This is a genomic window from Flavobacterium sp. CFBP9031 (assembly GCF_034044945.1).
Taxonomy (GTDB): domain Bacteria; phylum Bacteroidota; class Bacteroidia; order Flavobacteriales; family Flavobacteriaceae; genus Flavobacterium.
The window spans coordinates 228,519-253,537 of sequence record NZ_JAXCWF010000002.1 but is presented as its reverse complement, the minus strand read 5'-3'; the positions used below and the strand labels follow the sequence as shown (position 1 = coordinate 253,537).

Sequence of the window (25,019 nt, the reverse complement as noted above, 5' to 3'; positions counted from 1 at the left end):
TTGGATTGTATTAATGTATCGGCTTATATTACATCCAGTCTGTTTTTGCTGTACCTTTTAGGTAATAGTCAAAATACTGCTGCATTTTGTTGGTCCAGTCTTTTTTGTTTGCTGCATCTTCCAGAGAATGTCCTTCTTTTTTGTAGTTGACCAGCAAAGCAGTTTTCCCTAAACGGCGAAGTGCAAAAAACAAGGATTGTCCTTCCTGATACGGTACCGCACGGTCGTTATCGTTGTGAAAGATAAGTACAGGAGTTTTAATATTCTTAGCAGAAAAAATCGGGGAGTTTTTAATGTAGCCATCGAGGTTATCGTATAACGAACTTCCCATTCGGTATTGATCGGCTTCGTATTTGAACATAGTCGAAATACCGTTTGATCGCATAACAGGATAATTAGCCGTAAAATTACTTACTCCCGAACCTACAATAGCACAAGTAAAAATATCAGATTTAGTCAATAAAAATGACGTTTCATAACCGCCAAAACTATGTCCCTGAATACCAACTTTTCCTTTTTCGGTAATACCTTCTGCAATTAAATATTTGACACCGCTGATTACGTCATTATAAACACTTTTTCCGGGATCTCCGTACGTGTAATGTACATCTGGCTGAAAAATAATATAGCCCTGGCTCACTAATGTTGGAATATTGATGTTTGAAGTACTAACCTCAGGGGCTTGATATACATTGAAATCTTCCGTATGTTTTTCGTAAAAATGAACGATAACCGGATATGTTTTTTTACTGTCGTAATTCTCTGGAAGGTAAAGATTACCCTGATTTTCTTTTCCGCTGAAGCTCTTCCAGGTCAATATTTTTGAAGTTCCCCAGAAATATTCTTTTTGCTGCGGATTAATATCGGTAATTTTCTGCTGTGATTTAAAATCTGAAGTTGCCCACCATAAATCGGGGAAAACAGTATAACTTTCTTTGGCAAATAAAATACTTGAATCATCTCCGGAAACGGCTTCAACTCTTACATTGTAGTCTGGGTTTGCAAATACTTTTGCTATCGAATTATTGTTGGATAATTTGTAAATTCCTTTAGATTTATGCACAATATCAAAACCTGTGAAAGTGATCGATTTTCTCTGGTCTAAGTCGCCAATAAAACCCGATTCGTTATAACGAAGTTCAATATTATTTTTTCTTCCGTAACCCTGTGTTATGGAATACGCCTTTTTTTGATTGGTAAGATCTATTGCCCACAAATCAAACTCATCATAAAGGACAACTGTATTTCCATTGTTTAACCAGCCTGCGATTCCGAACGCAGTATTACTGGATTTCATATCTACATTATCATCAGAAACGGGATAAGGAATTTGTGAACTTATGTTTTTAAACTGCATAGAAGCATTGTCAAAAACGGTCCAGACTTTTTGCTGTTCATCATAAAAAACAGCAAAACTTCCCTGCGGATTTAAAGCTACACCGCCAAAAACTCCTGTCAGCACTTTTGTAGATCTGCCAGTCAAAGCATCGATCCAGTACATATCACTGCGTTCGTTAAAAGTCCAGTCTACTTCTATTGTGTATGGCTTTTTATCAATTGCAAAAACTCCTTTGAAATTACCCGATTCAGGAATAATTACCTGATCAAATTCACCGGCAGAAGCTACTTTTATGACTTTCTTGCTTTGGATATCATAAATAAATTTTGGTTCGCTTGGGAGTGTTTTTGAATTTCGCAGCATTTCCTGTCTGCGCTCCATACTTCCCTGGTTGGACCTCCAGATTTCGATATTTGATTTGGGAATCTGTGTGTTTTCCTGACGTTTATTTGAGTTCACTAATAATGAAACAAAATTGCTGTTTTCATTTAGTCCGTAAGCTGTTTTGGAAATGGAATAATCAGGGTCATTTAATTTAATATCATCATAATTGAATACTAGATTTGTCGCATTAGTTTTCAAATTAAAATAATACAGCATATTGAAATCGGTGCTGTTAGTTCCTTTTAGAGTAAAAGTACCGCCGTCTTGTTTTTCATTTAATTGAAAATCACCGAAATCAGCTGCTTTTCCGCTGTAAACAGTCTGTTGTTTTCCTCCGGGAAATCCGTGTTTTAAAAATACTTTATCTTTCTCTATCTGAACATAAACAATTGAGTTGTTCTTTAAAAAACGGGACGATTTTATATTATTTACAGAAATACTGTCGCTGCTTTCTAAATTATAAAAAACCACACGCTGCAGAAAAAAATCTCCTTTAACAGCTTCCGGACGCGAATAGTACAAAAAATCTGTTCCGTCAAGAGCATTGGTGTAATGCTTGCTTTTCCAATTTTTTTTTACGCCTGTTTTTAAATTTTGCAAAACCGTACTGTCTTTTTTACTGTACTGAATCCAGTCTTTTTTACCGATGAATTTTAAATCACTGATATCATTGAGCACCAAGCGTTTTCCTTTTGGAGCTTCCTGAATTACGGTTTGTTTTTTATTTTCCTTTTCTTCATCCTGAAAAACGGTGGAGTAAGACATCCATTTACCATTGTACGATAAAGATTTACTGTTGATTCTCTGCCATGATTGGTAAGCCGATTCGTCGACCGTTTTTTTCTGTGCCGATAAACTATGTACACTCAATGCGAGTGTACATAGTAAAAGTATATTTTTCATATTTTTTGATTTTCAAAAAGAAATTACTCTTTCTTTAAAGCATTAATCACCTCTGTAAGTTCGTCAACCAACTGACCTGGATTTCCTGAATAGCCTTCAGATGTAAATCGGATTTGTCCGTTTTTAATGACTACTTTTCTTGGAATTCCGCTTGATTTAAAGATAGCTGCATATTTAGAAAACGATTCGTTATTCGTTCCTCCGCCTTTTTTAACCAAGTCAAAATAAGTATCCAGTTTTAATCCTTTTTCTTTTAAGTAAGCCAATGCTTCTTTTTTGTATCCTTCTTTGGTTTCCTGAGTGCTTATGAAATAAACCTCAACTTGTTTGTCTTCTTTAAAGTTGTTTACCAATTGCTGCATTGCCGGAAAAGCTTTTTTGCATGGCCCGCACCATGTCGCCCAAAAATCAATTACGATAATTTTTCCGCTGTCCAAGGCCAGTTGTTTTGTTTTTCCGTCTGCTGACTGTACCTTAATTGCAGGTGCAGGAACCGGATTCATGAAAGCAATTTTTTCTTCAGACTTATTTTCTTTTTTCAATTGCTCTAAATAAGCCGAAAAATCAGCTTCTTTTTTTCCTTCTTTTAAAAATGCTTCTTTTAGTTTAGCGGTTGATGTTTCAGATAATGCATTAGCTCTTGCTGCATTTTTAAGAACCTCAATTGTTGGCTTGTTTAATGCTTCTAATGCTCTTAAGTGAATATCATTAATACTCGCTTTTTCATAACGCTTTTGAAATGGCAGTAAATCGAAAGTTTCTAAAACTTCTTTGTATTTTTTCAGCATATCGTACATACGAATCTGAATCACCAATTGATCGTTTAGTCTATCCTTAGCATTTTGATTGGACTGATTTGGCGACCAGTAAATTCCCTGCATATAGGACAAGTCGTTTACTTTTTCCTGCATCAGCTTAATCATTGGTACGGCCATAGTTTCTATAACAGCAGGATCTATTACTTTTAAATACAAAGCTTTAGATATATTTTGATGATAAGCATCATTCAAATTAGCAAAATTCATAGTCGGAATTAAAGCTAAAACACTTTTGTAATCTTTGGTTTCAAAATAATATCCAAATTGCGTTTTTGCAATGTTATCATAAAAATACTTTTGAGAATCAGGTACATCAGAAGTGTATGGAAAATCAATTAAAAATTGTTTTATTACTTTGTTTTTCTCTGCTCCATCTGTAATTGGCATTATTTTCTGATAGGCTTTAAATCTTTGAAAAGCGCCTTTTGGAAATTGTTTTTGAATTACCGTTTCAAGAGAATCTGCTTTTGCCTGATCTTTTAGTTCGAATTTATATAAATTGTGAACTTTTAGAAAAACTTCCTCCGGCTGACCGTTCATTTTCTTTGTAAAATCTCCTAAAAAGCGGTGACCTAATTCATCGAATTTCTCTGGTCTCTGAACCTTTAATATTTTGATATAGGTATCAATAAATTTTGGAAAATTGTTTCCATTAGCAGCTGCTTCTTTTTTCAACCAATATTCTGCAGCATCTCCGTCGATTGTAAAATCTTTAAAATAACTGTCAAACTGAGAATTAAAATCTTTGTTTCTAAACGTTGCCCAGGCTAAATCTGCTCCCGGCATTTTTACTTTTGGCTCTTTAAAGACAACCAAAAGATAACCTGTGTCTTGTCCTGTATCTTTAACTAAACCATTGTCTGTATTTCCATAAAATTTAAAAGCCATGAAGCCGCAATTTTGCGGAACAGTATAATTTACAGTCCAGACCGCGCCGTTTTTCTTCATTTTAAGATCTTCAATTTCCCATCTGTAATCATTAAAAACATAAGCATAACCATTGATTTCTTTGATATTTTCCAGCGGTCCTCCTTTTGCGTCATACGTCATATTCAAAGCCGTTCCCGGAAGGGGAACATCGACCATTCCGGTTAATCTTGACTTTAATTCCTGACTTGTTACTTGTAAGGTAAAGACACAGAACGCCAGTACCAAAAATTTGATATTTACTATTTTCTTTAACATTGTTGTTGTTTTTAATTACCCAATTCCGGGTTTAAATCAATATAGTTTTGATTGATTGGAAATACATATCCATCGCTATTAGGCGCGAGAGTATACGTCTGATTTTTGAAAACTCTGGTATATGTTTTTTGATAAAGAGGATCCAGATTTAATCGTCGCTGATCAAACCAACGAAATCCTCTGCCTACAAACTCTTTTTGTCTTTCAATAAGCGCCAGATCCAGAGCTTCTTTGCTTGTTGCTGCAGAAACCTGATACGTTGTACCCGTTTTATAACGCTTTGCTCTTACAATATTCAAGTTATCAACTGCTTGCTGTGTTTTCCCTAATCTTGCGTAACACTCGGCAGAAATTAAATACATTTCCGGCACCGATACTCCAACGTTAATTCCGTTAGTATAACTATATCTGGTCATACCAAATCCTCTACCTGTGTAAGTAGGAAAAAAATTGCTTCCTGCTATTGTATAATAATTGTAACGCAAATCGTTGCTGTCAAAACTATTTAATAGATCATTTGATAAAGGAGATCCGTCATAAGTAGTCAACAAGGTTTTTGAGAATATAACTTCGGGATTCTGAACCAAAACGGGATAGCTGTATGCTGTAGCTAATTCTTTAAAATCTATCAAACCGTTTTGCAAAGCCAAAGCTTTTTGTGCATTATCCAGACTCAATTGGTAAGAGCCCATATAAAGATAAGTTCTGGCCAATAAAGCATAAACCGCTCTTTTTGACGGCAGGACATTAAATGGCGCTGCATCCTGAATATCATTATCCAAAGCACTGTTTAAATCTGAGATAATTTGATCGTAAACCTGACCCACGGTACTTCTGTCTAATTTTGAAAACAATTCGGGTGCTAATAATAATGGAACTGCTTTTGCAGAATTATCTGAAGCCGGATCAAATTGCGGACCATATGTGTTTACCAGTTGTAAATACGCAAACGCTCTGTGAACAAAAGCTTCAGCATAAATTTCTTTTTTCTCTGCGTCACTTCCGTCCTGACTTCCCATTACTCCGTCAATAATTACGTTGCTGTAATAAATAGCCTTATATAAACCGTTCCAGTCTGAGTCACCCTGAGACGGATCGTATATTTTGTCCTGCCAGGTATAAGCATTAGACCAAATAGTCGAAACGCTATTTTGGTAGGTTGTTGGAAATTCTGCATCGGCGCTCGCAAGCAGATAAATTCCTCCTCCAACAGTCATGCTTTCATAATTGTTCGCCAAACCTCTGTAATCAGATGTATATTTTAAGATTCTGTTGTTTCCAACGGGTTCTACTTCGACATAATCTCTACAAGAGTTTAATAAAAGTACCGGCAGGAAAATATATAGTGTGAATTTTAGCAATTTCATAAAATCTATTTTTTAAAATTAAAAACTACAATTAAACTGTAAAGTATAATTACGCTGTGGTGCAAGTGTATTATAGTTATTATTTGATAAGTATTGAGGATCAATACCCTGGTCATTTTTAACCCATAATAAACCTAAATTTCTCGCTGCAAAATTGAAGCTTAACGACTTTATAAAAGTTTTTGCCAGCCATTCTGAAGGAACATTATACCCTAATGATATTTGCTGTAATCGAATATTATCTGCAGGCAAGACGTTGATATCGGCCATTTGATAACGGTTTAAACTATTAAAACTAATATTTGTTAATCCCGGAACATTGGTAACAGCTTCGTCTCCGGCTTGTCTCCAACGATCTGCAATAAGTTCATCTTTTGCGACAGCACCATATTGAGCACCAGAATAAGTAGGATAATTTTGTAATACTGTGTTTCTAAATACATGACCCATGAAATACGTAACCTGAACACCCAATGTGAAATTATGATACGAGAAATCATTCATTAACCCACCAAAATAAGGCGCAACAGTAGTTCCCATATATTTCAGGTCATCCGGAGAAACATTCGCGATACCTTGGGAAGCATTTATAATTGTACCATCTTTTTTAGAAACGGTAGATTGTCCTGTTTCATCCAGACCAGCCCACTTATAAGCGTACAGGTATCCTATTGTTTCACCCAATATCGGACTTGAACCAAAATACTGGTTTGTAGATGTAGCCTTAAAACGAGAATCTGTTACTTCGTTGGTATTATAGGCAAAATTGAAATTACTGTTCCATTTAAAAGCCTTATTGATTATAAGTCCTCCAATATTTACATCAACTCCGTGTCCTTCAAGTGTTCCTGTATTGTAATTTAAATAAGACCAGCCATAGGTTGGATTATAAGGTATATTGGTTAAAATATCTTTTGATTTTTTGTAATAAAGATCAACACTTCCGCGTAAGCGATTATTAAAAACGCCATAATCTAAACCAAAATTAAGAGTCGATGTTGTTTCCCATTTAATTTCAGGATTTTCCGGTAATGAAATAGAAGCTGTTGGCAATTGCGTATTAAAATCAATAGATCCAACCGAAATGATAGCACTTTGACTTCCGAATCCGCCGCCGGGTGCACTTCCCGATTTACCATACGTAACTCTTGCCGATAAATTGTCTAGCCAGCTTACTTCTCTTAAGAAAAATTCTTTATTAATATCCCATTTACTTCCCACAGACCATAATGGTAATGCTCTGTTTTTTCTGGAAGCTCCAAGTAAATTATAATCATCAAAACGTACACTTCCAGATATGTGGTATCTGTTCATAAAATCATAAGACCCTAATCCGTAATACGATAAATAACGGTCTCTGTATTTACTGATGCTATTATCTGAAGTTCCAATGTAAGTCTGCCAACCGTAGATCGTAGTATAATATGTTGTCGGGTTTACAGATTGTGATGAATTTGTATCGGTATTATAGCCATAATATCTTTGGCTTGATCCTTCTCTGCGTTCTTCTCTGATTTCTGAACCGGCTAAAAAGTGCAATCCATTATTTTCATTGAAATTCTTATTGATATTCATTTGAAAACGCATGCTTTGAGATTCATTAGATGTAGTCATATTATACAAATATGCTCCAACTGGTATACCATAAACCAATTTGCCGGCAGTATCTACTGAGGTCGCTTCATTGATCATATTTCGAACATAATAACTGTCCTGCTCGCTCAAAGATTTGGTTTTGTTGCCAATTGAAGTGTACATTCCAGATGCTTCAAAATTTAACCAACTGTTTACTGTAGCTGTTAAACTGGCATTAAGTCTTATGTTGGCTCCTTTTGTAATTACATTGGAATAATTTAATTCGTCAAGATAATTATAAGACCATGGCAGATATCCTTGGCTTTCAAATCCTTTCGCAACTTCTGGTCTGAAAAGAATATAACGGTCAACACCATTTCCATTTTCATCGGCAATCATATCATAAGGACGCAATGCGGTTGATGAAACATTGGATAAGGCTTCATTGGCAACGGTATTGGCCTGAAAACTGGAAGAAACGTAATTTATTCCTGTGTTTAATTTTAAAAAGCTTTTCAGCTGAAAGGAATTATTTAAAGTCACGTTGTATGATTTCGATTGATTACCTCTCATGGCTGCCTCATCTTTATTATACCCCAAAGACAAGTAATAGGTGCTTTTTTCACTTCCGCCGCTTACAGACAAATCATATTGCGTGGTTAATGAGTTTCTTAATAAATATCTGCCAATCTGATCCAGATTATCATTTTGCGAAAGCTTATCCAGCATCTGATCTCTCTCTGCCAATGAAATTGTTCCTCTTTTTTGCTGAAACATAATTTCCTGAGCAGCGCTTGGATTTTTACCTTGCCAATTGCTAATATCGTCTGCTGCAAATCCGCCATCAACCAAATCTTTTTCATAGTCAATATACTGCGCTGTATTCATGACACGCAATTTGCTCAAATCGATTTTATCACCTACTGTAGTTGTTGTGCTGAAATTAATTGTAGGCTCTGCTTTTTTACCTTTTTTTGTTACTACAACAATTACACCATTGGCAGCACGAGAACCCCAGATAGAAGCTGCAGCGGCGTCTTTTAAAACTGTAATACTCTCAACATCGTCCGGATTAATGTAACTTAAGATCGATTGTCCGGGAACTCCTCTTTTACTTAAATAGAAATCACTTATAGGTTGAGGAAAACCATCGATAACGATAAGTGGAGAATTTGCTCCATAACTATTTGTTCCTCTAATGGCTATATTACCTGTTCTTGGATCTACACTTACTCCTGCCATTTTTCCTTCCAGTCTCGATGCAATATCTACTGTAGGGACTTGTGCAAGTTCTTTTGCACCAATAACTTCAAAAGCTCCTGTTACCCTTTCTTTAGGAATATCTGTATAACCGTTTGAGGCTACTACTTCAACTCCTGTTAACTCGGTAACATCAAGACTTAAAATAACTTTTATATTTCTTTGATTGTTAATTGCAATTGTTCTCGGTTTATAACCTAAATATTCAAAACGAAGTGAATCATTGGCCGCTAAAGTTACTCGGAAATCACCTTTTTCGCGGGTAATATCCCAGGCTTGTTTTCCCACTACTATAACATTAACGCCAACTAACGGATTTCCTGTTTTATCGGTAACAATTCCTGTAACTTCATATTCTTCTTGTACTTGTTGCTGCGTTTTTTTATTTTTCTTTATAACAATTTGTTTGTCAATAATAGTATAAGTTAACCCTGTATTATACAAAGCCGTGTCTAAAATTTCAGGAACGGTAGCGTATTGATTGATACTTACTTTTTTAACAGAAGATAATAAATCATCATTGTAAAAAAATACGTAATCGCTTTTTTGCTGAATCGCTGTAAAAAGTGTTTGCAATGAAGCTCCCTGAACCTTTACTGAGATTTCATTTTGTGCTTTGGCAACGTTGGCGTAGATACTGGTTAATCCTAAATACAGAACTAAAATGAATACTCTCATAAATAAAATAAAAGTAAGGTTGATGATTTTTTTAGGCAATAGAGAGCCTATATCATGATTTTTATTCATAATTTTGTTTTAGTTTATCGATAATTGCAAGTGCAATTAAAATTTTACATAAGCCAAGAGATGTTCGAGCATCTTTTGGTTTTTTTTTTGGTCTGGTTAGATTATTTTATTCTCAGGTTTTATCTTACATCATAGGCACTCACAATTTATAGTCATTAATAATTAGTTAATAGTAATTTCTCTGGTTTTGTCATTATAAACAAACTCAAAACCCGTTGTGGCTTCTAATGTTTTGACCACTTTATCTAAATCATCATTAAGTTTGAAAGCCCCGGAATAGGTTTCGGTCTGGCTTACTTTTTTATTCATGACAAAATCAACATTATAATAACGTGTTAACTTGTCTAATACTAATGGAAGTTTTTCCTGTGAAAATTCATAATAGCCTTTTCTCCATGAAAATAAAGGCTCCACATTCTGAACAGTCATTTTAATAGTTTGCTGTTTTTTATCTAAAGCCGCAATCATTCCCGGTTTAAGAATGCCTTGAAGTGTATCATTATTGAAAAAGCCTTTTTTAGCATAAACCACCTGCACTTTTCCTCTTAATAATGCAGTTGTAACTTTTGCATCTTTGGCATAACAGCTTACATTAAACAATGTTCCTAATACACGTACACTATAATTGTTCGCTGCTTTTACAAAAAATGGTTTTGCTGCATTGTGCGCCACATCAAAAATTCCTTCCCCTTCCAGAAATACCTCTCTTGTACCTTTATCAAAAGAAGTAGGATAAATCAATTTAGAACCAGAATTCAGCCACACCAAAGTTCCGTCGGCCAAACTAAGCTGCGCTCTTTTTCCGTAAGGAACCAAAACCGTATTGTATTGGGCTTCGAGAGATTTTGTTTGTTTTATCTGCTTATTATTGACCTTAACTTTATTTCCTGATGCATCATAAGCAATCGTTGAGCTGTCACCAACTGTTACAGATTCCTGATTGGATAATACCAGTTTAACCTGATCACTTTTCTCAAAAGAAGAGCCGTCTGTTATATTGCTTTTTGCAAATTGCTCAATCGGACTTATTTCTTTTTCTTCTTTTTTAAAAACAACAGAAATTCCTAAGCCTATAAAAAGCACAGCAGCTACACTCCACGAAAGTGTGCGGAGTCTTTTTCTTCGGTTGCGCTGTTTTTCGAATGCAATGCTTTCTGCAATTCTCGCTTTTAAATCAGCTTTATCTTTTTTTGGTAAAATTTTGAAATTTGGGTACAAAATATTTTTCTTTTAGATTCTCTATTAGCTATAAGAATCAAAAGGCAAAAACATAGACAAAAAAAATAATGTTTTTTTAAAGTTTTTTTAAAGTTTAGCCCGAAGTTCTTTTAAAGACCTGTAAATCAAAGTCCTGCAAGATTCTAAGCTAATTTCTAAAGTAGAGGAAATTTCCTCATAAGATAAATCTTCACTAAACCGAAGGTGAAGTGCATAACGCTGTTTTTTGGTAAGCGAAGATAAAGCTAACGCTAAACTGGCGTTTTTATTTAAGGTTGTTTCGCTAAAGATAAGTTCATCTTCGGCAGAATCTGTTCGATATTCTCCTTCTGAAACAATATCAAGACGCAAGGTTTTAGTCTGCGATTTTAGTTTTTTGAAAATATCATTTTGAAGTGTTTTGAAAAGATAGGATTTTACAACCACATCTTTTGCAATTGTAGTACGGTAACGATGAAGATCGACAAAAATATCATGTATGGCATCCTGCACTAAGGCCTCGTCATTAGTGTATTGCATGCCAAACGTAAAAAGTGCATTTATATACCGATCATATAATTGATGATAAGCGTGAATATCTCCTTTTTTTATCTGATACCATAAATCAATATCTCTTTTTTCATTCTTCATTGAAGATTCTCTTGCCTTTAGGAGTTGTTTTCAACACAAAACTAAAAAAATTAAAAAATTATCAATAAAAATTTCATTTTTATTTCAAACTTTGCAGCTTTTTCCGCAATAAGAAAAAATAATACTACATTTTAACACTCTTAACATCAATGTACAGAATTATAATTAATAATATAGATTTATTAAACTATATTTTAAAAAGTTGTAAAGATCTTAAAATTGATTCTATTTGATAAAATCATGTGTTTTACTTTGAAAAACACGTGATTTTATTCCTTACAATTTTAAAATACATTTAATTATGAAAAATTTATTTTTGCTCGTCAGTATTCTGGCATCTGGAGGTGCTTATAATTCTTTTTTAAGTATGATTTTAAACGATATAATTTTATAAATTGGTTAGATATTTGAATGCTTCCCGCTACTAAGACAAAACACCACTTGAAAAAGTTGGTGTTTTCCTCGTTTATACCTTTATGATTCTCTTTGCGGGCACAGATTACAAATCTGCGCTATCGTTGTAAGTTATATTCGGTTAAAAGTAATTAGTACTGTCTTTCTCTTTCTTTTTTTACCAAATTTTTAGAAATCATTGCCGACGAGTTTTGATGTAGAGGGCATAAGGATAAATATACTGATCTGATTAATTAGAGGAACGAGAAATGAGCCGCTTGAGTAGCGCTATCATATATCGGGGGCACATGGTAAATTCTTTCAGATGGTTGTAATATTTTTCTTTACAGATATCCTAAGTACTTCCATATATTTTATCACGTTCTCCACCGTGAAGCCATTCTGATAATTGAATCTCTATTGGCATAAATTCAATTCCTGTACAATTTTCCTCCTCTAAATTTATCTTTAGTTTTTCTGAGACAATATAACTGACACCTCCTTGCACATTTGTTAAAAAGAAAAAATCCTCATCAACGTTATTTACTAACGTAAACTTCTCTATAAAAATCCCTTTGGGATAACCTTCTTCATCAATAATTTCTTTCATATTGAGATATTCATTAAAATTTTTGATATCTAACTCTCTTACTTTATCAAATGTATTTTCTGTTAAATATATTTGCGAACTATTAAAGTTTATAAAATGCATACCAGATTCAAAGAAATTCAATACCCAATAATTATCAACTTCATGATTCTTGTGTATTAAATTTGATTCATAAAATTGTAATCCTGTTTTTCTATAATGTTCGAAAATGCCCTTTAATTTATTACTAACTAATAATTTATTAGTAAATCCCATTCCTGATACATTTATTAAATCTGTGATTTTTGCCTTATCGTGTAAAATAGCATTGGCTGTAATAGGTACAAAATTAATTTTAGCAAAATGAGTATGTTCTATAAACTTGGGTTCATCCCAAACATCACAATTGTATTTAATATCTTTCACTTGAGGATAATGCCCTAACACTTTAGAATTAAGTGAACTTTTTATACTATAAAATTTCATTTATTAAAAATTTAATTGATTTATGTGAACCCCTGGGTTATTTGCTATCGCAGTCTTTACTTTGTTTACAATATTTAAAACAGCACTATAGGCTTGATCTGGTGTTGCATTTGCAGGAACTGCATCCAAATAACTTTGTATTATAGCGTCATATCTTGCATGACTCCCACTATAAATTGTATTGTTTAAAGGTATACCATTTAGTCCTTCATTCATATGAAGTGTATTTCCAGATTTAGCAGCTTTTTTAATAACAGGACTGTTACTTTTTGCCTATGGGATAATATGAAGTATTATTTTGTAAAAATAATATAATAACCCAAATCATAAAAAAAAATAGAAATATTAACATATGAGTCAGCGCCTTCTCTGACTTTAAAATCTATAATAGTAATCCGAAAGAGAAACCATACAACAATTAGGTTGTTTTAAATTTAAATTTAATAACAACATTCAATTTCTTAAGATCAGTTACAAAATGGTTCGAAAATTGTCCCGTTAGGGCTACTAAAAAAATATAAAACCTGAGAAATCTATATTTCTCAGGTTTTTTTGTGGTTCGATTCTAGCAACTTCAATTTTGCAGAACATATAAATTACAGTGTTTGCAGCAGAACAAGGTTCGAATCCCGTTATGGTAAAATGCCTTTTGCTTTTTAATTTACTCGACAATTATTTTTCTAGCAACAGCATAACCTTCACTTTCTAAATACACATAATAAATTCCTTTTGGGAATCCTGATAAATTGATGCTGTTAGTGTTTGAGCCATTAGCAAATTTGACAGTTTTTACCAACTTTCCTGATGTTTCGTACACATTTGCCTTTTCTAGCACAATGTTGTCAATATGTAATTCTCCTTTGGTCGGATTAGGATAAATGGCGATTTTGTCAAAAATTAAATCTTCGATTCCTAAAGTGCAAGTTGTTTTCGAATAAATTGCTAATGCATCTTTGGCTGTTGACCAATTGGCATTAGCATAAGCAGCATCATCTACCTGAATACAGGATAGTGAAGCATTTGTTTTGAAATTGACAGTAGCTAGTTTGCTATTTTTTCCATTGTTTAAATTCAAAGAGATCAATTTATTATTGGAACAATTCACATCTGTAAGAAGAGTATTCTGAGAAAGGTCTAAACTTACTATTAGATTGTTAGAACAACTCAATTTAGTCAACCATACATTTTTAGAAACATCTAAGGCCGTTAGTTGATTAGAAACGCTGGTTTTGGCATTGATTTTTTTATTGGTTGTTACCATACCATCACAATACAGTTCTGTAAGCTGGGTGTTTTTAGAAACATCTAAAATCGATAGTGGATTCTTTGAACAATCTAAATATTTCAGTGCCGTGTTAGAAGATACATCTATTGAAGTCAATAAATTTCCTTGACAGTTTAAGGTTTCCAGGTTTGAAAAATATTGGATACCTGATAAACTGGTAATACCGGAATTGGAAATATCTAAACTGGTTACATTTTTTATGCTGGACAATAAAACAGAACCGTCTTTAACAGTATCAATCCCTAAAGCGATTAACTTGTTCTCGAACTCACCGTTAACTTCAATAACGGCAGGGCAACTATGCGAATAACTTGCAGTAGCATCTTTGGCTGTAGCCCAATTTGCGGTAGAATAACTAGCATTATCCACCTGAATGCAGGTTAAATCAGGGTTGTTTGTAAAGTTATTGGTGCTTACAAACCAAGCATTCTTTCCATTCTGCATATTTAGACTTCTTAATTTATTATTATAGCAATAAAAAGTTCCTAAGCTGGTATTCTTAGAAACATCTAAAGCCGTTAATTGATTATCATAACAATCTAACTTTGTTAATCTAATATTTTTAGAAACATCTAAAGCCGTTAATTGATTAGAATAACAAACTAAATATACTAAACCGGCATTCTTTGAAACATCTAAAGCCGTTATTTGATTCTGATGACAATATAATTCTACCAAAGCAAAACTATTAGCAATATACAAACTCGTTAATTGATTATTTTCACAATGTAAAGTCTGTAAATTTCTAAAATCTTGAATTCCGGTTAAATCACTAATAGAACTGGAGGAAACATCCAAGTCGTTTAACCAATAAACGTTGGATGTTAACACTTTTCCGTCAGGAGTTCCAAAATCAATTCCTAATGAGATTAACTTCTTTTCAAAATTCACATCAGGAATAAAGGTGTATGCTGAGCAATCTCTGCTATAACTTGCAGAAGCGTCCTTATATGACTTCCAAGTGTTATTCGAATAATAATCGCTATCTGCCTGAATGCATCCTAAATCAGGGTTACTTTTAAAGTTTTTGGTATTGAGATATTCATTGCGTCCATTCTTCAAATTTAAACTCGTTAACTGATTCGAACTGCAGTCTATATTTCTTAAACCCATATTCTTAGAAACATCTAAATCTGTTAATTGATTAGAATAGCAATACAGGTCGGTTAAAGCAGTATTCTTAGAAACATCTAAAGTTTTTAGCTGGTTGGAATAACAATATAATTTGGTTAAAACACTGCTTTTAGAAACATCAAAACTTATTAATTGATTATTATGGCATCTTAGTTCTGTCAGCGAAACATTTTGCGAAACATTTAAGCTTGCCAATTGATTGGAATAACAGTATAATTCTATTAAAGCCGTATTCTTAGAAACATCCAAAGCCGTTAATTGATTAGAATAACAATACAGCAATGTCAGAGCTAAACTATTCGAAACATCTAAAGCTGTTAATTTGTTGGAATAGCACGTTAATTGCTCTAAAGCGGTATTCTTAGAAACATTTAAACTCGTTAATTGATTCGATTCACAATATAATCTTGTTAAAGCAATATTCTTGGACACATCTAAAGACGTTAATTGATTGCCATTACAATTTAAAAACTGTAAAGCCGTAAAATCTTGAATTCCAGCTAAATTAGTAATAGAACTGCTTGAGACATCTAAAGAAGTTAATGCAGCAATCTTAGCTGTTGGCACTTTTCCATCAACTGCTCCAAAATCAATTCCTAAATAAATCAGCTTCTTCTCAAAATTCACATCAGGAATAAGGGTATATTGAACAAAAGCTGAGCAGTCTAAACTATAACTTGCCTCAGCATCTTTGGCTGTCCAATTGGCAGTAGAATAAGCCACATTATCTACCTGAATACAGCTTAAGCTATTACTATCAAAGGCACTATTGGTCGATAATTTAGAATTATTTCCATTTTTCAAATTAAGACTTACCAATTGATTATCAGAACAATCTAGATATGTCAAAGCAGTATTCTTGGAAAGATCTAAGTTCTTTAGTTGATTATTATAACAATGTAAAATTGTTAAAGAAGTATTCTTAGAAACATCTAAAACTGTTAGTAGGTTATGATAACAACGTAACTCTGTTAAAGCAGTATTCTTGGAAACGTCTATAGTTGTTAAGTAATTGCTTCCAAAACTCAAGTAGGTTAAAGCGGTATTCTCGGAAACATCTAAAGACGTTAATTGATTGCTATCACAAAACAAAGATTTTAAAGCAGTGAAATCCTGAATCCCGGTTAAATCGGCAATGAAACCGACTCCCCTAACATTTAAGGTAGTCAGGGTGTTTATTTTTGAAGTTAAAACTTTACCATCTGGTGTGCCTGAATCAATTCCCTGACGGATTAGTTCTGCCTCAAAATATGCATCGGGAATCAGGGTGTATTGTTGGGCAAAAGAAGATACGCTGACAAAGAATATTAAATAAAGTAGTTTTATTTTCATAGGTAATGTTTTGTTAATATTAAAGCTCCTCAAATATATAGAATATTAACTACTATCTTACATAGACTGTTAAAGAAATCAAAAAATGTTTTAATCAAAAAAACATCTGCAATTATATTTTTAAAAATTTCAAAGGAGATTATCCCAGATATTTAGAACCAGAAAATTTAGTATTCAGTGATTTTTATTTTCTTCAAATCATCAAGAAAATGATTCGAGAATTGTCCTGTTAGGGCTGCAAGATCAATGCAAAAAACTGAGAAATCTAGATTTTTAAAGCTTTTGTGTCGTTTGATAAATTTTGAGTTTAGTGCGACAATCATGGCAAATCATTTTGTACAATTCATACCTTATTTCACACAAGATACTAAGGCGGTTTTTAAAAATCCTCACTAATCTGAAAATTAGATTTTTATAAAAAATAGTTAAGGGTGCATTTCTGCACCCTTAACTTCACTGCATTTTTTTTAGCCCATCCCAAAAAGCTGCAAGATACTGCCTGTTACTTGTATTAATATTTTATTTACTAAAAAATGCTTTTTCCAAATTCTGATGAAATTCTTCTGCGCCTAATTCCAAACGCTTTTTGTAATCATCATTAGCAACTTCTCCAACCAAATAACGCAGTTGATTTTTACCATCAGTCGCTGCCTCATAAATAACTTCTGAGACCGTTTCGACTGGTGCCAGATTGCCTATAACCTCATCACTGAAGAATATTTTTTTGAAATTATCAAAAAATTCATCATATGCAGGATGCTCAGGCACAACTAAAGAACGGCCGACAAAATCAGTTTTTGTAGGTCCCGGCTGAACAGTCTTTATCTGGAGGCCAAGTTGATTCAATTCAAACGCCATACTTTCAGTCCAGCCTTCAATTGCCCATTTAGTTGCATGATATAAAGAAAAGAAGGGGTAGGCAACTAATCCTCCTATTGACGAAATAGTAATAAACATCCCGCCTTTATTTTCTCTAAAATGAGGAAGAAAAGCTTTTGTCAATTGTATAACTCCGGTAAAATTAGTTTGTATAATTTGCTGCAGCTCTACATCAGAAGTTCCTTCCAGCGGGCCGACTGTTCCATAACCCGCATTATTAAGAACCACATCGATCTGGCCCAATTCCTGTGCCCTTTTAACTGTCTTCTGCATCTGCTCAGGATTTGTGACATCTAAAGGAAGCAGGGTAATATTGCTGTTTTCAGCTAGATCTGCTGCAGCTTCAGGTTTACGCATAGTAGCAATTACTTTCCAGCCTTTAGCTGCAAAAAAAAGAGCCGTAGCTTTTCCAATTCCTGATGAAGCTCCTGTAATAAAAATTGTTTTTGACATTATTGTATCGATTTAAAATTATTGATACAAAATTATATGCAGGGACAGGGGTCAGCTAACAAAAAACAATCTGATAATTACAAAAATCAAATAGCGCGAAACTGTTTAGGACTTAATCCTGTGTGTTTCTTGAAAAAATTATTAAAATGTGTATTTTCTTTAAAACCTAAAAAAAATGCAATTTCAGATACATCTTTTGATCCATGCTTCAATAAAATTTTTGCTTCCAATATAATCCTCTCATGCACTACTGCCGATGTTCGCTTACCTATAGTTTCGCGTAGTGCTTTATTCAAATGGTTGACATGTATTGACAAATGCTCAGCAAAATCTGAAGCAGAACGTAACTGCATTATACCTTCTTTATATTCATCGGTAAACTGCCTCTCGAGCAGTTCTAAAAATTCTTTTGTAATTTTCTTCGACGCATTCGAGTTACTTATCTCAATTTCCTTAACCGGCTGTGCCTTTACACCTATATGCAGAAGTTCGAAAACTAGTATTCGCATCCTGTCAAACTTATAAGCATATTGGGATTCCCAATCAGCATACATTTCTGCAAAAAGCTGTTCGGCTCTTTCTAACTGTTCATCAGAAAGCTCAACAACCGGTACAGCATTAGGCTTAAATACGGAGTAATCTTTCGGATTTCCAAAATGATGAAAAAAAGTACCTGTAAAAACACAGGAATATCCTTTTTGATCCTCGCTGATCTGTTCCCAGCTGTAAGGCACATGAGGATTTGCAAACAACAACGCCTGCTTTTCAATAACAATAGTCTGATCAGCATAGTGCACCTTGTTTCTACCGATTATGAGACTTATCTTAAAATATTCCCTTCGATTATAAGGAATTGGACTTATAAGGCATCCTGTTGGACCATTAAATTTAAAGACATTGAAATGACCTGTCTCAAATTTGAGGTTTGAGGGAATTGTAATGTAAAGTTCACTGTAAAAATCTTCTAATGTTTCGGATCTCATCATTTCTCAAAGTTACAAAAATCGAATGTTTGTCTAAGTAAAATGCTTAATTAAAAACAATATTATACAATGGCTGCCTTTTTTGCCTTAGAAAGTTAAGGCCTTTTTAAAAGATATTTTACAAGGCAGAGTTTTGCGGCAAAATTGTAGAGCGTCACATTTGGAAGGGATAACTTTTTTCAATACAAAATTACAAAATGCACCTTAAATTTATGTGTCGCTTTTATTTGCATATTCAGTTTTTATTTAGATGATAAGTTGTGCTGCCATCATTTAAATAAACTTCTGAATTTTACAGGCGATATATTTGTTTTATTTTTAAATAATTTAGAGAAGCTCTGACTGTGTTCAAATCCTAATTGAAAAGCTATTTCAGAAACTGTCAGTTCTGTAGTCGATAATTTTTCTTTGGCTTTTTGGATCAGTTTTTCGTGAATATGCTGCTGAGTTGTCAGACCAGTTACTGATTTTAATAAACTGCTTAAATACATAGGAGATATATTCAGGGATTGAGCCACAACTTGAACCGTAGGGAGACCAGATGTTTTTTCATTACTAAAATATTCTTCGATGATTTTTTCCACATTATCTAAAATCTTATGGCTACTTACTCCACGTGTTAAAAATTGCCTCTGATAAAAACGCTCGGAATAGTTAAGCATCGTTTCCAACTGGGAAACAATTATGCTTTGGCTAAATTTATCGATATTAGCCTTATATTCCTGTTCAATATTTTTCACGATAGCATTAAGCGTTGCTTCTTCCTTTTCAGAAAGAAACAACGCTTCATTTACAGCATAATTAAAGAATTCATACTGGCTTATATTTTTTGCCAGCGGAGTATTCCATAAAAAATCAGGATGTATCATGAGCACCCATCCACTTTTACTGCTGGCCAATTCTTCAATCTTTTCAATGCCAAAAACCTGATTCGGAGCTATAAAAAACATAACTCCATCATCGAAATCGTAATGACTTTGACCATATTTAAATTTAGCATCAATGCTGCGCTTTATAGAAATATGATAGAAGTCAAATACAAAATTTTTGTGGTTGATATCATTGGAGCATTCAAAAGTTTCATAATCAAATAAACTGATTAGAGGGTGCTGAGGCGAAGGCAGCCCCTTCATTTTATGAAACTCAGCAATTGATTTTACCCTATGTACCTGATGTTGAATCATATTACCAATTTACAAATATTAAACCATCATTCCTCCAGAGAGCTCAATTCTTTGTGCGTTAACCCACCCAGCTTCAGAAGTACAAAGGAAAGCAACTACTCCCCCAATATCCTCAGGTTCGCCAACACGTCCTAATGCTGTGATTGATGCTACTGCATTTCTTTTGTTTTTATCAGATTTTGTTGAACCTCCTCCAAAATCAGTTGCAATAGCACCGGGAGCAATGCTGTTAGCTGTAATTTGCCTGCTGCCTAATTCCTTAGCCAAAGATCTTGTGTAGGTTTCGATTGCTCCTTTCATGCTTGCATAAGCAGAAACATTGGGAAAAGTAAACCTGGTTAAGCCAGATGATATATTTATGATTCTACCCCCATCATTAATTAGGGGAAGTAATTTCTGTGTTAAGAAATAAACTCCTTTAAAATGGATATTCATCAGGGTGTCAAATACATCCTCAGTAGTATCCGTTACAGAACCGTATAGGCCTACGCCGGCATTATTAATCAAGTAATCAAAGTTTGGCGAGCCTGCATGTTCCGATAAATACTCACTCACCTGTTGCACGAAACTGTCAAAGGTTTTTATGTTACCAAGGTCCAATGGGTACGCGACAGCCTTTTGTCCAAGCGATAACACCTCAGAAACAACCTTATCAGCTTCGCTCTTATTACTGTGATAGGTAAAAATAATATTGTTTCCGTTTTTAGCAAGATTGACAATCATATCTCTGCCAAGTCCACGGCTTCCTCCTGTTACTAATGCAATTTTACTTTTAGTTGACATAACTTATTTATTTAAAATTTTACATAGCAAAGTTCTGCATATCCAGCCTTAGCTACGTAGCCAAAATATTGAATGTTGTAGCCATTTTATAATAGCAATCTACTATCCCTTATGTCTACTACTGTAACTTCAGTTTGTCTAACTCTTTATATACTTTTTTATTCTCTTCCTATGTTTATAATTACAATTCAAAATTCCTTAAACCAAGCGATTCATTCTGTCTAAATCGCGGTAAAATATTTCCAAGCGGGTCTCTAATTAAAATAAAACCAGCACACAGAAGTTAATCTATTGTTTTTCCCTGAATGGTTCTGCCGCATCTCTCAGAATTTTTTAATATCTGTACAACACATTGCAGTTGATATGTAAAGCCCCAGCTGCTTAATTTTATTCTCTCTAAACTTTTAGAAAACCATTTTCAAAAGTATCCACTGTCGCATATATCATAAAAAAAACTTACAGCCATCACCACATTTTTCTCCCAGTAGAAGTATTGAGCTAAATTTAAAGTTTGTCTTGTATTTGCAAATTTAAGTATCGATCAAAAGAGGTATATAATTATGTAACGGCATTAACTTTAAAAAGAAATAAGTTGAAACCTCAGCAGCTGAGCATCTCCCAAAATCACACTTTTGATCTAATCCTGCTTAGCGTTTTTTTTGATACACCCAAATACGAGGCAATCATATGAAGAGGGACTCTATTGAAAATATTAGGATATTTTTTTATAAAATTATTGTATCTGGTTTCCGCACTTAAACTCATCTGTTCATATATTCGTTCTGTGCTCGCAATAAAGCTTCTGGTGGTTTTTTCTTCTACAAATTTCTGTAAAGAAGGTGCTGACGGTATAAGTCTGGAAAAATGAGATTCCTCAAATAGTATCAAATCACTGTCTTCCAGCGCTTGAATGTAACTTTTTGACGGTTCCTTGGTACTAAAACTTTCCCCATCGTTTATCCACCAGTTTTCTATTCCGAATTTCAGGACATGCTCCTCTCCATTCTGATCAATACGGTATACTCTCAAGCAGCCCTTTACAATGTAATATGTCAGTGTGCATACCTGTCCTTCAGAGAGCAGGATTTGTCCTTTCCTCACTTTTTTTGTTTGATGGATATCTTTCAAACCCTGCATGTCCTCTACAGATATACACATGATTTCTTCCATCCGCTTTTTTAAGATTTCAAACATTTATATTTTTTAATCAAAAATAATAATTTTCTAATAATGCAGTCAAAAGAATTTCTGAAAGGGACATTTGTCCCTAAATAATGAAGACAAATGTCCGCTTTTTAATCTTTTAAAATAATCAATTTTGTATAAGTTTTTTAAACAATTAAATCATCTAAAATGAATACAGAAAAAGAAATTCACAACAAACCAGCCCAATACCAAAACTATAAATTGATGGAGGTAGAACTTCTACATGGTGTAGCATATCTTACATTTAATAATCCTCCAATTAATGTTCTAAATGCCGTTCTAATTTCAGAACTTAAAGAATTTGCAGAAAAGGTGGCTTTAGATAACTTAGTAAAGGTAATCGTATTTCAAAGCAGTAACCCGGAGTTTTTTATTGCTCATGGAGATATGAATTTTGTAACTGATCCGGCCTCCTTTATGAATCTGGCAGACAGTAAAGGAGATCCTTTACTTAACCCAATGCAGCAACTTCATGAGCGCCTTCGCAACCTTCCCCAAATAACTATTGCTAAACTATCGGGATTTGCAAGAGGCGGCGGTAATGAATTGGCTATGGCCCTTGATATGCGTTTTGCAGTGTCTGGAAAAACCTGGCTTGCCCAGCCGGAAGTACTGATGGGTATCATTCCCGGAGGAGGCGGAACACAATACTTGAGTAAACTGGCAGGAAGGTCAAGGGCGCTAGAGGTAATTTTAGGTGCAGAACTGCATGATTCGGCAACGGCTGAAAAATACGGCATAATAAACAGGGCAATTCCAGAGGAAGAGATTGATTCATTTGTATCAACCCTTGCAACCCGCATGGCTTCCCTTCTTCCTGGTGTTATTGATGCTGCAAAAAATGCAGTGAACGCCGCTTTTCACAACACAAATGGAATTACCACAGAAAGCAATATGCTAGGCAAGGTGTTTGGCGAACCTGCTGCTGCTGCCAGAATGATTGCTTCGATGGAAAAAGGTGCACAGACAATCGAAGGTGAACGTCAACTTGAAAAAATCTTAAATAACATTTAGCGAGGTCAAGTATCTAACAAAAGCTCCTGTTTATTCAGGAGCTTTTTAGTTATCCATTCATAATTAAAAAATCACCTCTAATTTTCTAATAATTTAAAAATTATTCTGATCGTATTTAATTCAACGTATCTTTTTCTCTTGATCTTCTATATTCTGGCTGAAGTTTTTTGAGTTCTGTTTTTTCTTCGAAAGTTTTATCCTCTTTGAATTTACCGGTTGAAATTTCGAAATCATCTGCCGTTCCGGTAATTTTCATCGGAATATTTATAAGTCCCATTGGAGGCAGCCCCAAGCGAAATCCGACATTTATTTTACCATCCATAGTAACTTGCCCTTCAAGCTTCGCCCTAAAACCAGCCATTTTCATGGTTGTCGGCGTTATAGTCATTACATTATTCTTTATGGCCGAATGAATGGCAATTTTATTAAAAGTTGCTTTCTCCAAATCTGCAGCATCTGCTTTTTTGGCTACGTGGTTTAAAATCTTGAAATTTTTAAATTTAATATCCTCTAGGGTCAATGTTCCTTCGCCTTCAATAGATTTAAAGTCAATATCCATATTCTGATCGATACTTCCTCCTAGCTGGTAATCAACCGATACCAATCCATAGGCATCTTTAGCCATACTTACCAATTCGGCAAAAATCGGAATCTCAGCATAAGCGCGTTGGATATCAAAATTGCTAGCTTTAAAATTTGCATTGTACTTTGCTAAACGGCGATGCAGCGCTTTATAATCACCGGTCATGGCTATTTTAGTTCCTGCCATATTAAAAGCGGCTTCTGTTACCTGAACTTTACGATCATTAACCACTAGAGTTCCAACAAAATCTTTAATCTTATAAGTATCAAATTGAAGATTATTGACTTTTGCCGCGATTTTTAGATCGGCGCTGTTAGGAATTCTAATTACGTAGTTTTTATTCTTTGCATTACTGTTTTTAGCAACTGCATTTACAGGTATAGAATCTGTTTTTTGAGCTGCTTCTTCTTCGGCTTTCTGGTCTGTATACTTTGCAATCATATCAAAAAACTCGTTTGCATCAATCTGACTGCTCGATAGATTAATATCTGCTTTGAGCTTTTCGTTAGACTCGCGTAGATATTTTCTATTAAAAACATATCTTAAAATATTATGGATGTATCCATTTAATACAATATCAGATTTACCATAAGTGACATTAAATTCTTCAAAGCGCATCTTATCTTTAAAAAACTTAAATGTTCCTTTAGAAATCTCAAAGGGTTCAGGAAACATAGCGCTTTTAATCACTAAATTTCGTGCTTCGAGCTTACCTCCATTTTTAATATTCTCATAATTTTTCGCATCTATATCTTTTTTAGATCCTTTAGCAATAAGATTGGTCTGGATAACTCCCGAAATGCTCAAATCTTTAATGGGGAATATCTGGGTTAATTTACCAACATCCAATGTCCCCTGAGTTTTTATATTGTAAACCAAATCGTAAAGATTACTAACCTCTCCCTGCACTTTAAAAGGCGATCCTGCCAGAACAAATTCTGCTTGCTGCAATTTCACATTTAAATCTTCTCCGGTACCTCTTTCACTTACGACCGCAGCATTTAGATTTATATTTTCAACTGGCATATTAGGAAATTTGAGTGATTTCAAATACCCATTCTTAATACTTGCCACTGCTTTTGAGGATGGATATTTTTTCTGTTTGCGGTTTAAAATTCCATGCATGCTTGCTTTTAAATTTAAATCTCCTTTAACTTCTAAACTATCTAGAGGATAAAATTTGTGCACTTCTGCCAGATTGATTTTAGATTCCAATTCGGTATCTACAGTAAAAGGATATAACTTATGGAGTTCGAATCGTCCTCGAACAAAATTGCCAAGAGCTTCCG

16 protein-coding genes are annotated in these 25,019 nt (G+C 34.1%); 1 reads left to right on the top strand and 15 read right to left on the bottom strand.

Annotation, left to right across the window (positions count from 1 at the left end; genetic code table 11):
* Window positions 1-28 precede the first annotated feature (28 nt).
* From SOM12_RS04615 to SOM12_RS04550, 14 genes are all read right to left on the bottom strand, one after another.
* The gene (locus SOM12_RS04615; protein ID WP_320492569.1) at window positions 29-2,626 is read right to left on the bottom strand and encodes an alpha/beta hydrolase family protein; all 2,598 of its coding nucleotides are present in this window, start codon (window positions 2,624-2,626) and stop codon (window positions 29-31) included.
* Window positions 2,627-2,649: 23 nt separating this feature from the next.
* Window positions 2,650-4,629 (bottom strand): TlpA disulfide reductase family protein, encoded by a 1,980-nt coding sequence (locus SOM12_RS04610; RefSeq protein ID WP_320492568.1) that lies wholly within the window; start codon window positions 4,627-4,629, stop codon window positions 2,650-2,652.
* A gap of 11 nt (window positions 4,630-4,640) precedes the next feature.
* Entirely contained in the window at window positions 4,641-5,996 is a 1,356-nt protein-coding gene (locus SOM12_RS04605; RefSeq protein WP_320492567.1) for a RagB/SusD family nutrient uptake outer membrane protein, read from the bottom strand.
* Window positions 5,997-6,014: 18 nt separating this feature from the next.
* The gene (locus SOM12_RS04600; protein WP_320492565.1) at window positions 6,015-9,578 is read right to left on the bottom strand and encodes a SusC/RagA family TonB-linked outer membrane protein; all 3,564 of its coding nucleotides are present in this window, start codon (window positions 9,576-9,578) and stop codon (window positions 6,015-6,017) included.
* A gap of 162 nt (window positions 9,579-9,740) precedes the next feature.
* Window positions 9,741-10,796: a FecR family protein gene (locus SOM12_RS04595; protein ID WP_320492564.1), complete on the bottom strand. Its 1,056-nt coding sequence runs from the start codon at window positions 10,794-10,796 to the stop codon at window positions 9,741-9,743.
* Window positions 10,797-10,883: 87 nt separating this feature from the next.
* The gene (locus SOM12_RS04590) at window positions 10,884-11,426 is read right to left on the bottom strand and encodes an RNA polymerase sigma factor (RefSeq protein ID WP_320492563.1); all 543 of its coding nucleotides are present in this window, start codon (window positions 11,424-11,426) and stop codon (window positions 10,884-10,886) included.
* A gap of 748 nt (window positions 11,427-12,174) precedes the next feature.
* The gene (locus tag SOM12_RS04585; RefSeq protein WP_320492562.1) at window positions 12,175-12,894 is read right to left on the bottom strand and encodes an imm11 family protein; all 720 of its coding nucleotides are present in this window, start codon (window positions 12,892-12,894) and stop codon (window positions 12,175-12,177) included.
* 3 nt (window positions 12,895-12,897) lie between these two features.
* On the bottom strand, window positions 12,898-13,110 hold the full coding sequence (locus SOM12_RS04580; protein ID WP_320492561.1) for a hypothetical protein: 213 nt from the start codon (window positions 13,108-13,110) through the stop codon (window positions 12,898-12,900).
* A gap of 445 nt (window positions 13,111-13,555) precedes the next feature.
* Window positions 13,556-16,645 (bottom strand): T9SS type A sorting domain-containing protein, encoded by a 3,090-nt coding sequence (locus SOM12_RS04575; RefSeq protein ID WP_320492560.1) that lies wholly within the window; start codon window positions 16,643-16,645, stop codon window positions 13,556-13,558.
* Window positions 16,646-17,164: 519 nt separating this feature from the next.
* Window positions 17,165-17,977, bottom strand: coding sequence for an SDR family oxidoreductase (locus SOM12_RS04570; RefSeq protein WP_320492559.1), 813 nt, complete (start codon window positions 17,975-17,977; stop codon window positions 17,165-17,167).
* Between the two features lie 86 nt (window positions 17,978-18,063).
* Window positions 18,064-18,963, bottom strand: coding sequence for a helix-turn-helix transcriptional regulator (locus SOM12_RS04565; RefSeq protein WP_320492558.1), 900 nt, complete (start codon window positions 18,961-18,963; stop codon window positions 18,064-18,066).
* A gap of 266 nt (window positions 18,964-19,229) precedes the next feature.
* Window positions 19,230-20,144 (bottom strand): helix-turn-helix transcriptional regulator, encoded by a 915-nt coding sequence (locus SOM12_RS04560; RefSeq protein ID WP_320492557.1) that lies wholly within the window; start codon window positions 20,142-20,144, stop codon window positions 19,230-19,232.
* Between the two features lie 18 nt (window positions 20,145-20,162).
* Window positions 20,163-20,927, bottom strand: coding sequence for an SDR family oxidoreductase (locus SOM12_RS04555; protein ID WP_320492556.1), 765 nt, complete (start codon window positions 20,925-20,927; stop codon window positions 20,163-20,165).
* 624 nt (window positions 20,928-21,551) lie between these two features.
* The gene (locus SOM12_RS04550) at window positions 21,552-22,121 is read right to left on the bottom strand and encodes a Crp/Fnr family transcriptional regulator (protein WP_320492555.1); all 570 of its coding nucleotides are present in this window, start codon (window positions 22,119-22,121) and stop codon (window positions 21,552-21,554) included.
* 159 nt (window positions 22,122-22,280) lie between these two features.
* Here SOM12_RS04550 and SOM12_RS04545 point away from each other — a divergent pair, with 159 nt between their 5' ends.
* A complete protein-coding gene (locus SOM12_RS04545; RefSeq protein ID WP_320492554.1) occupies window positions 22,281-23,147 on the top strand; it encodes an enoyl-CoA hydratase/isomerase family protein in 867 nt (288 codons plus the stop codon).
* 115 nt (window positions 23,148-23,262) lie between these two features.
* Here SOM12_RS04545 and SOM12_RS04540 read toward each other — a convergent pair.
* Window positions 23,263-25,019, bottom strand: a 1,757-nt coding sequence (locus SOM12_RS04540; RefSeq protein WP_320492553.1) for an AsmA-like C-terminal region-containing protein, incomplete at its 5' end; no start/stop codon positions are given.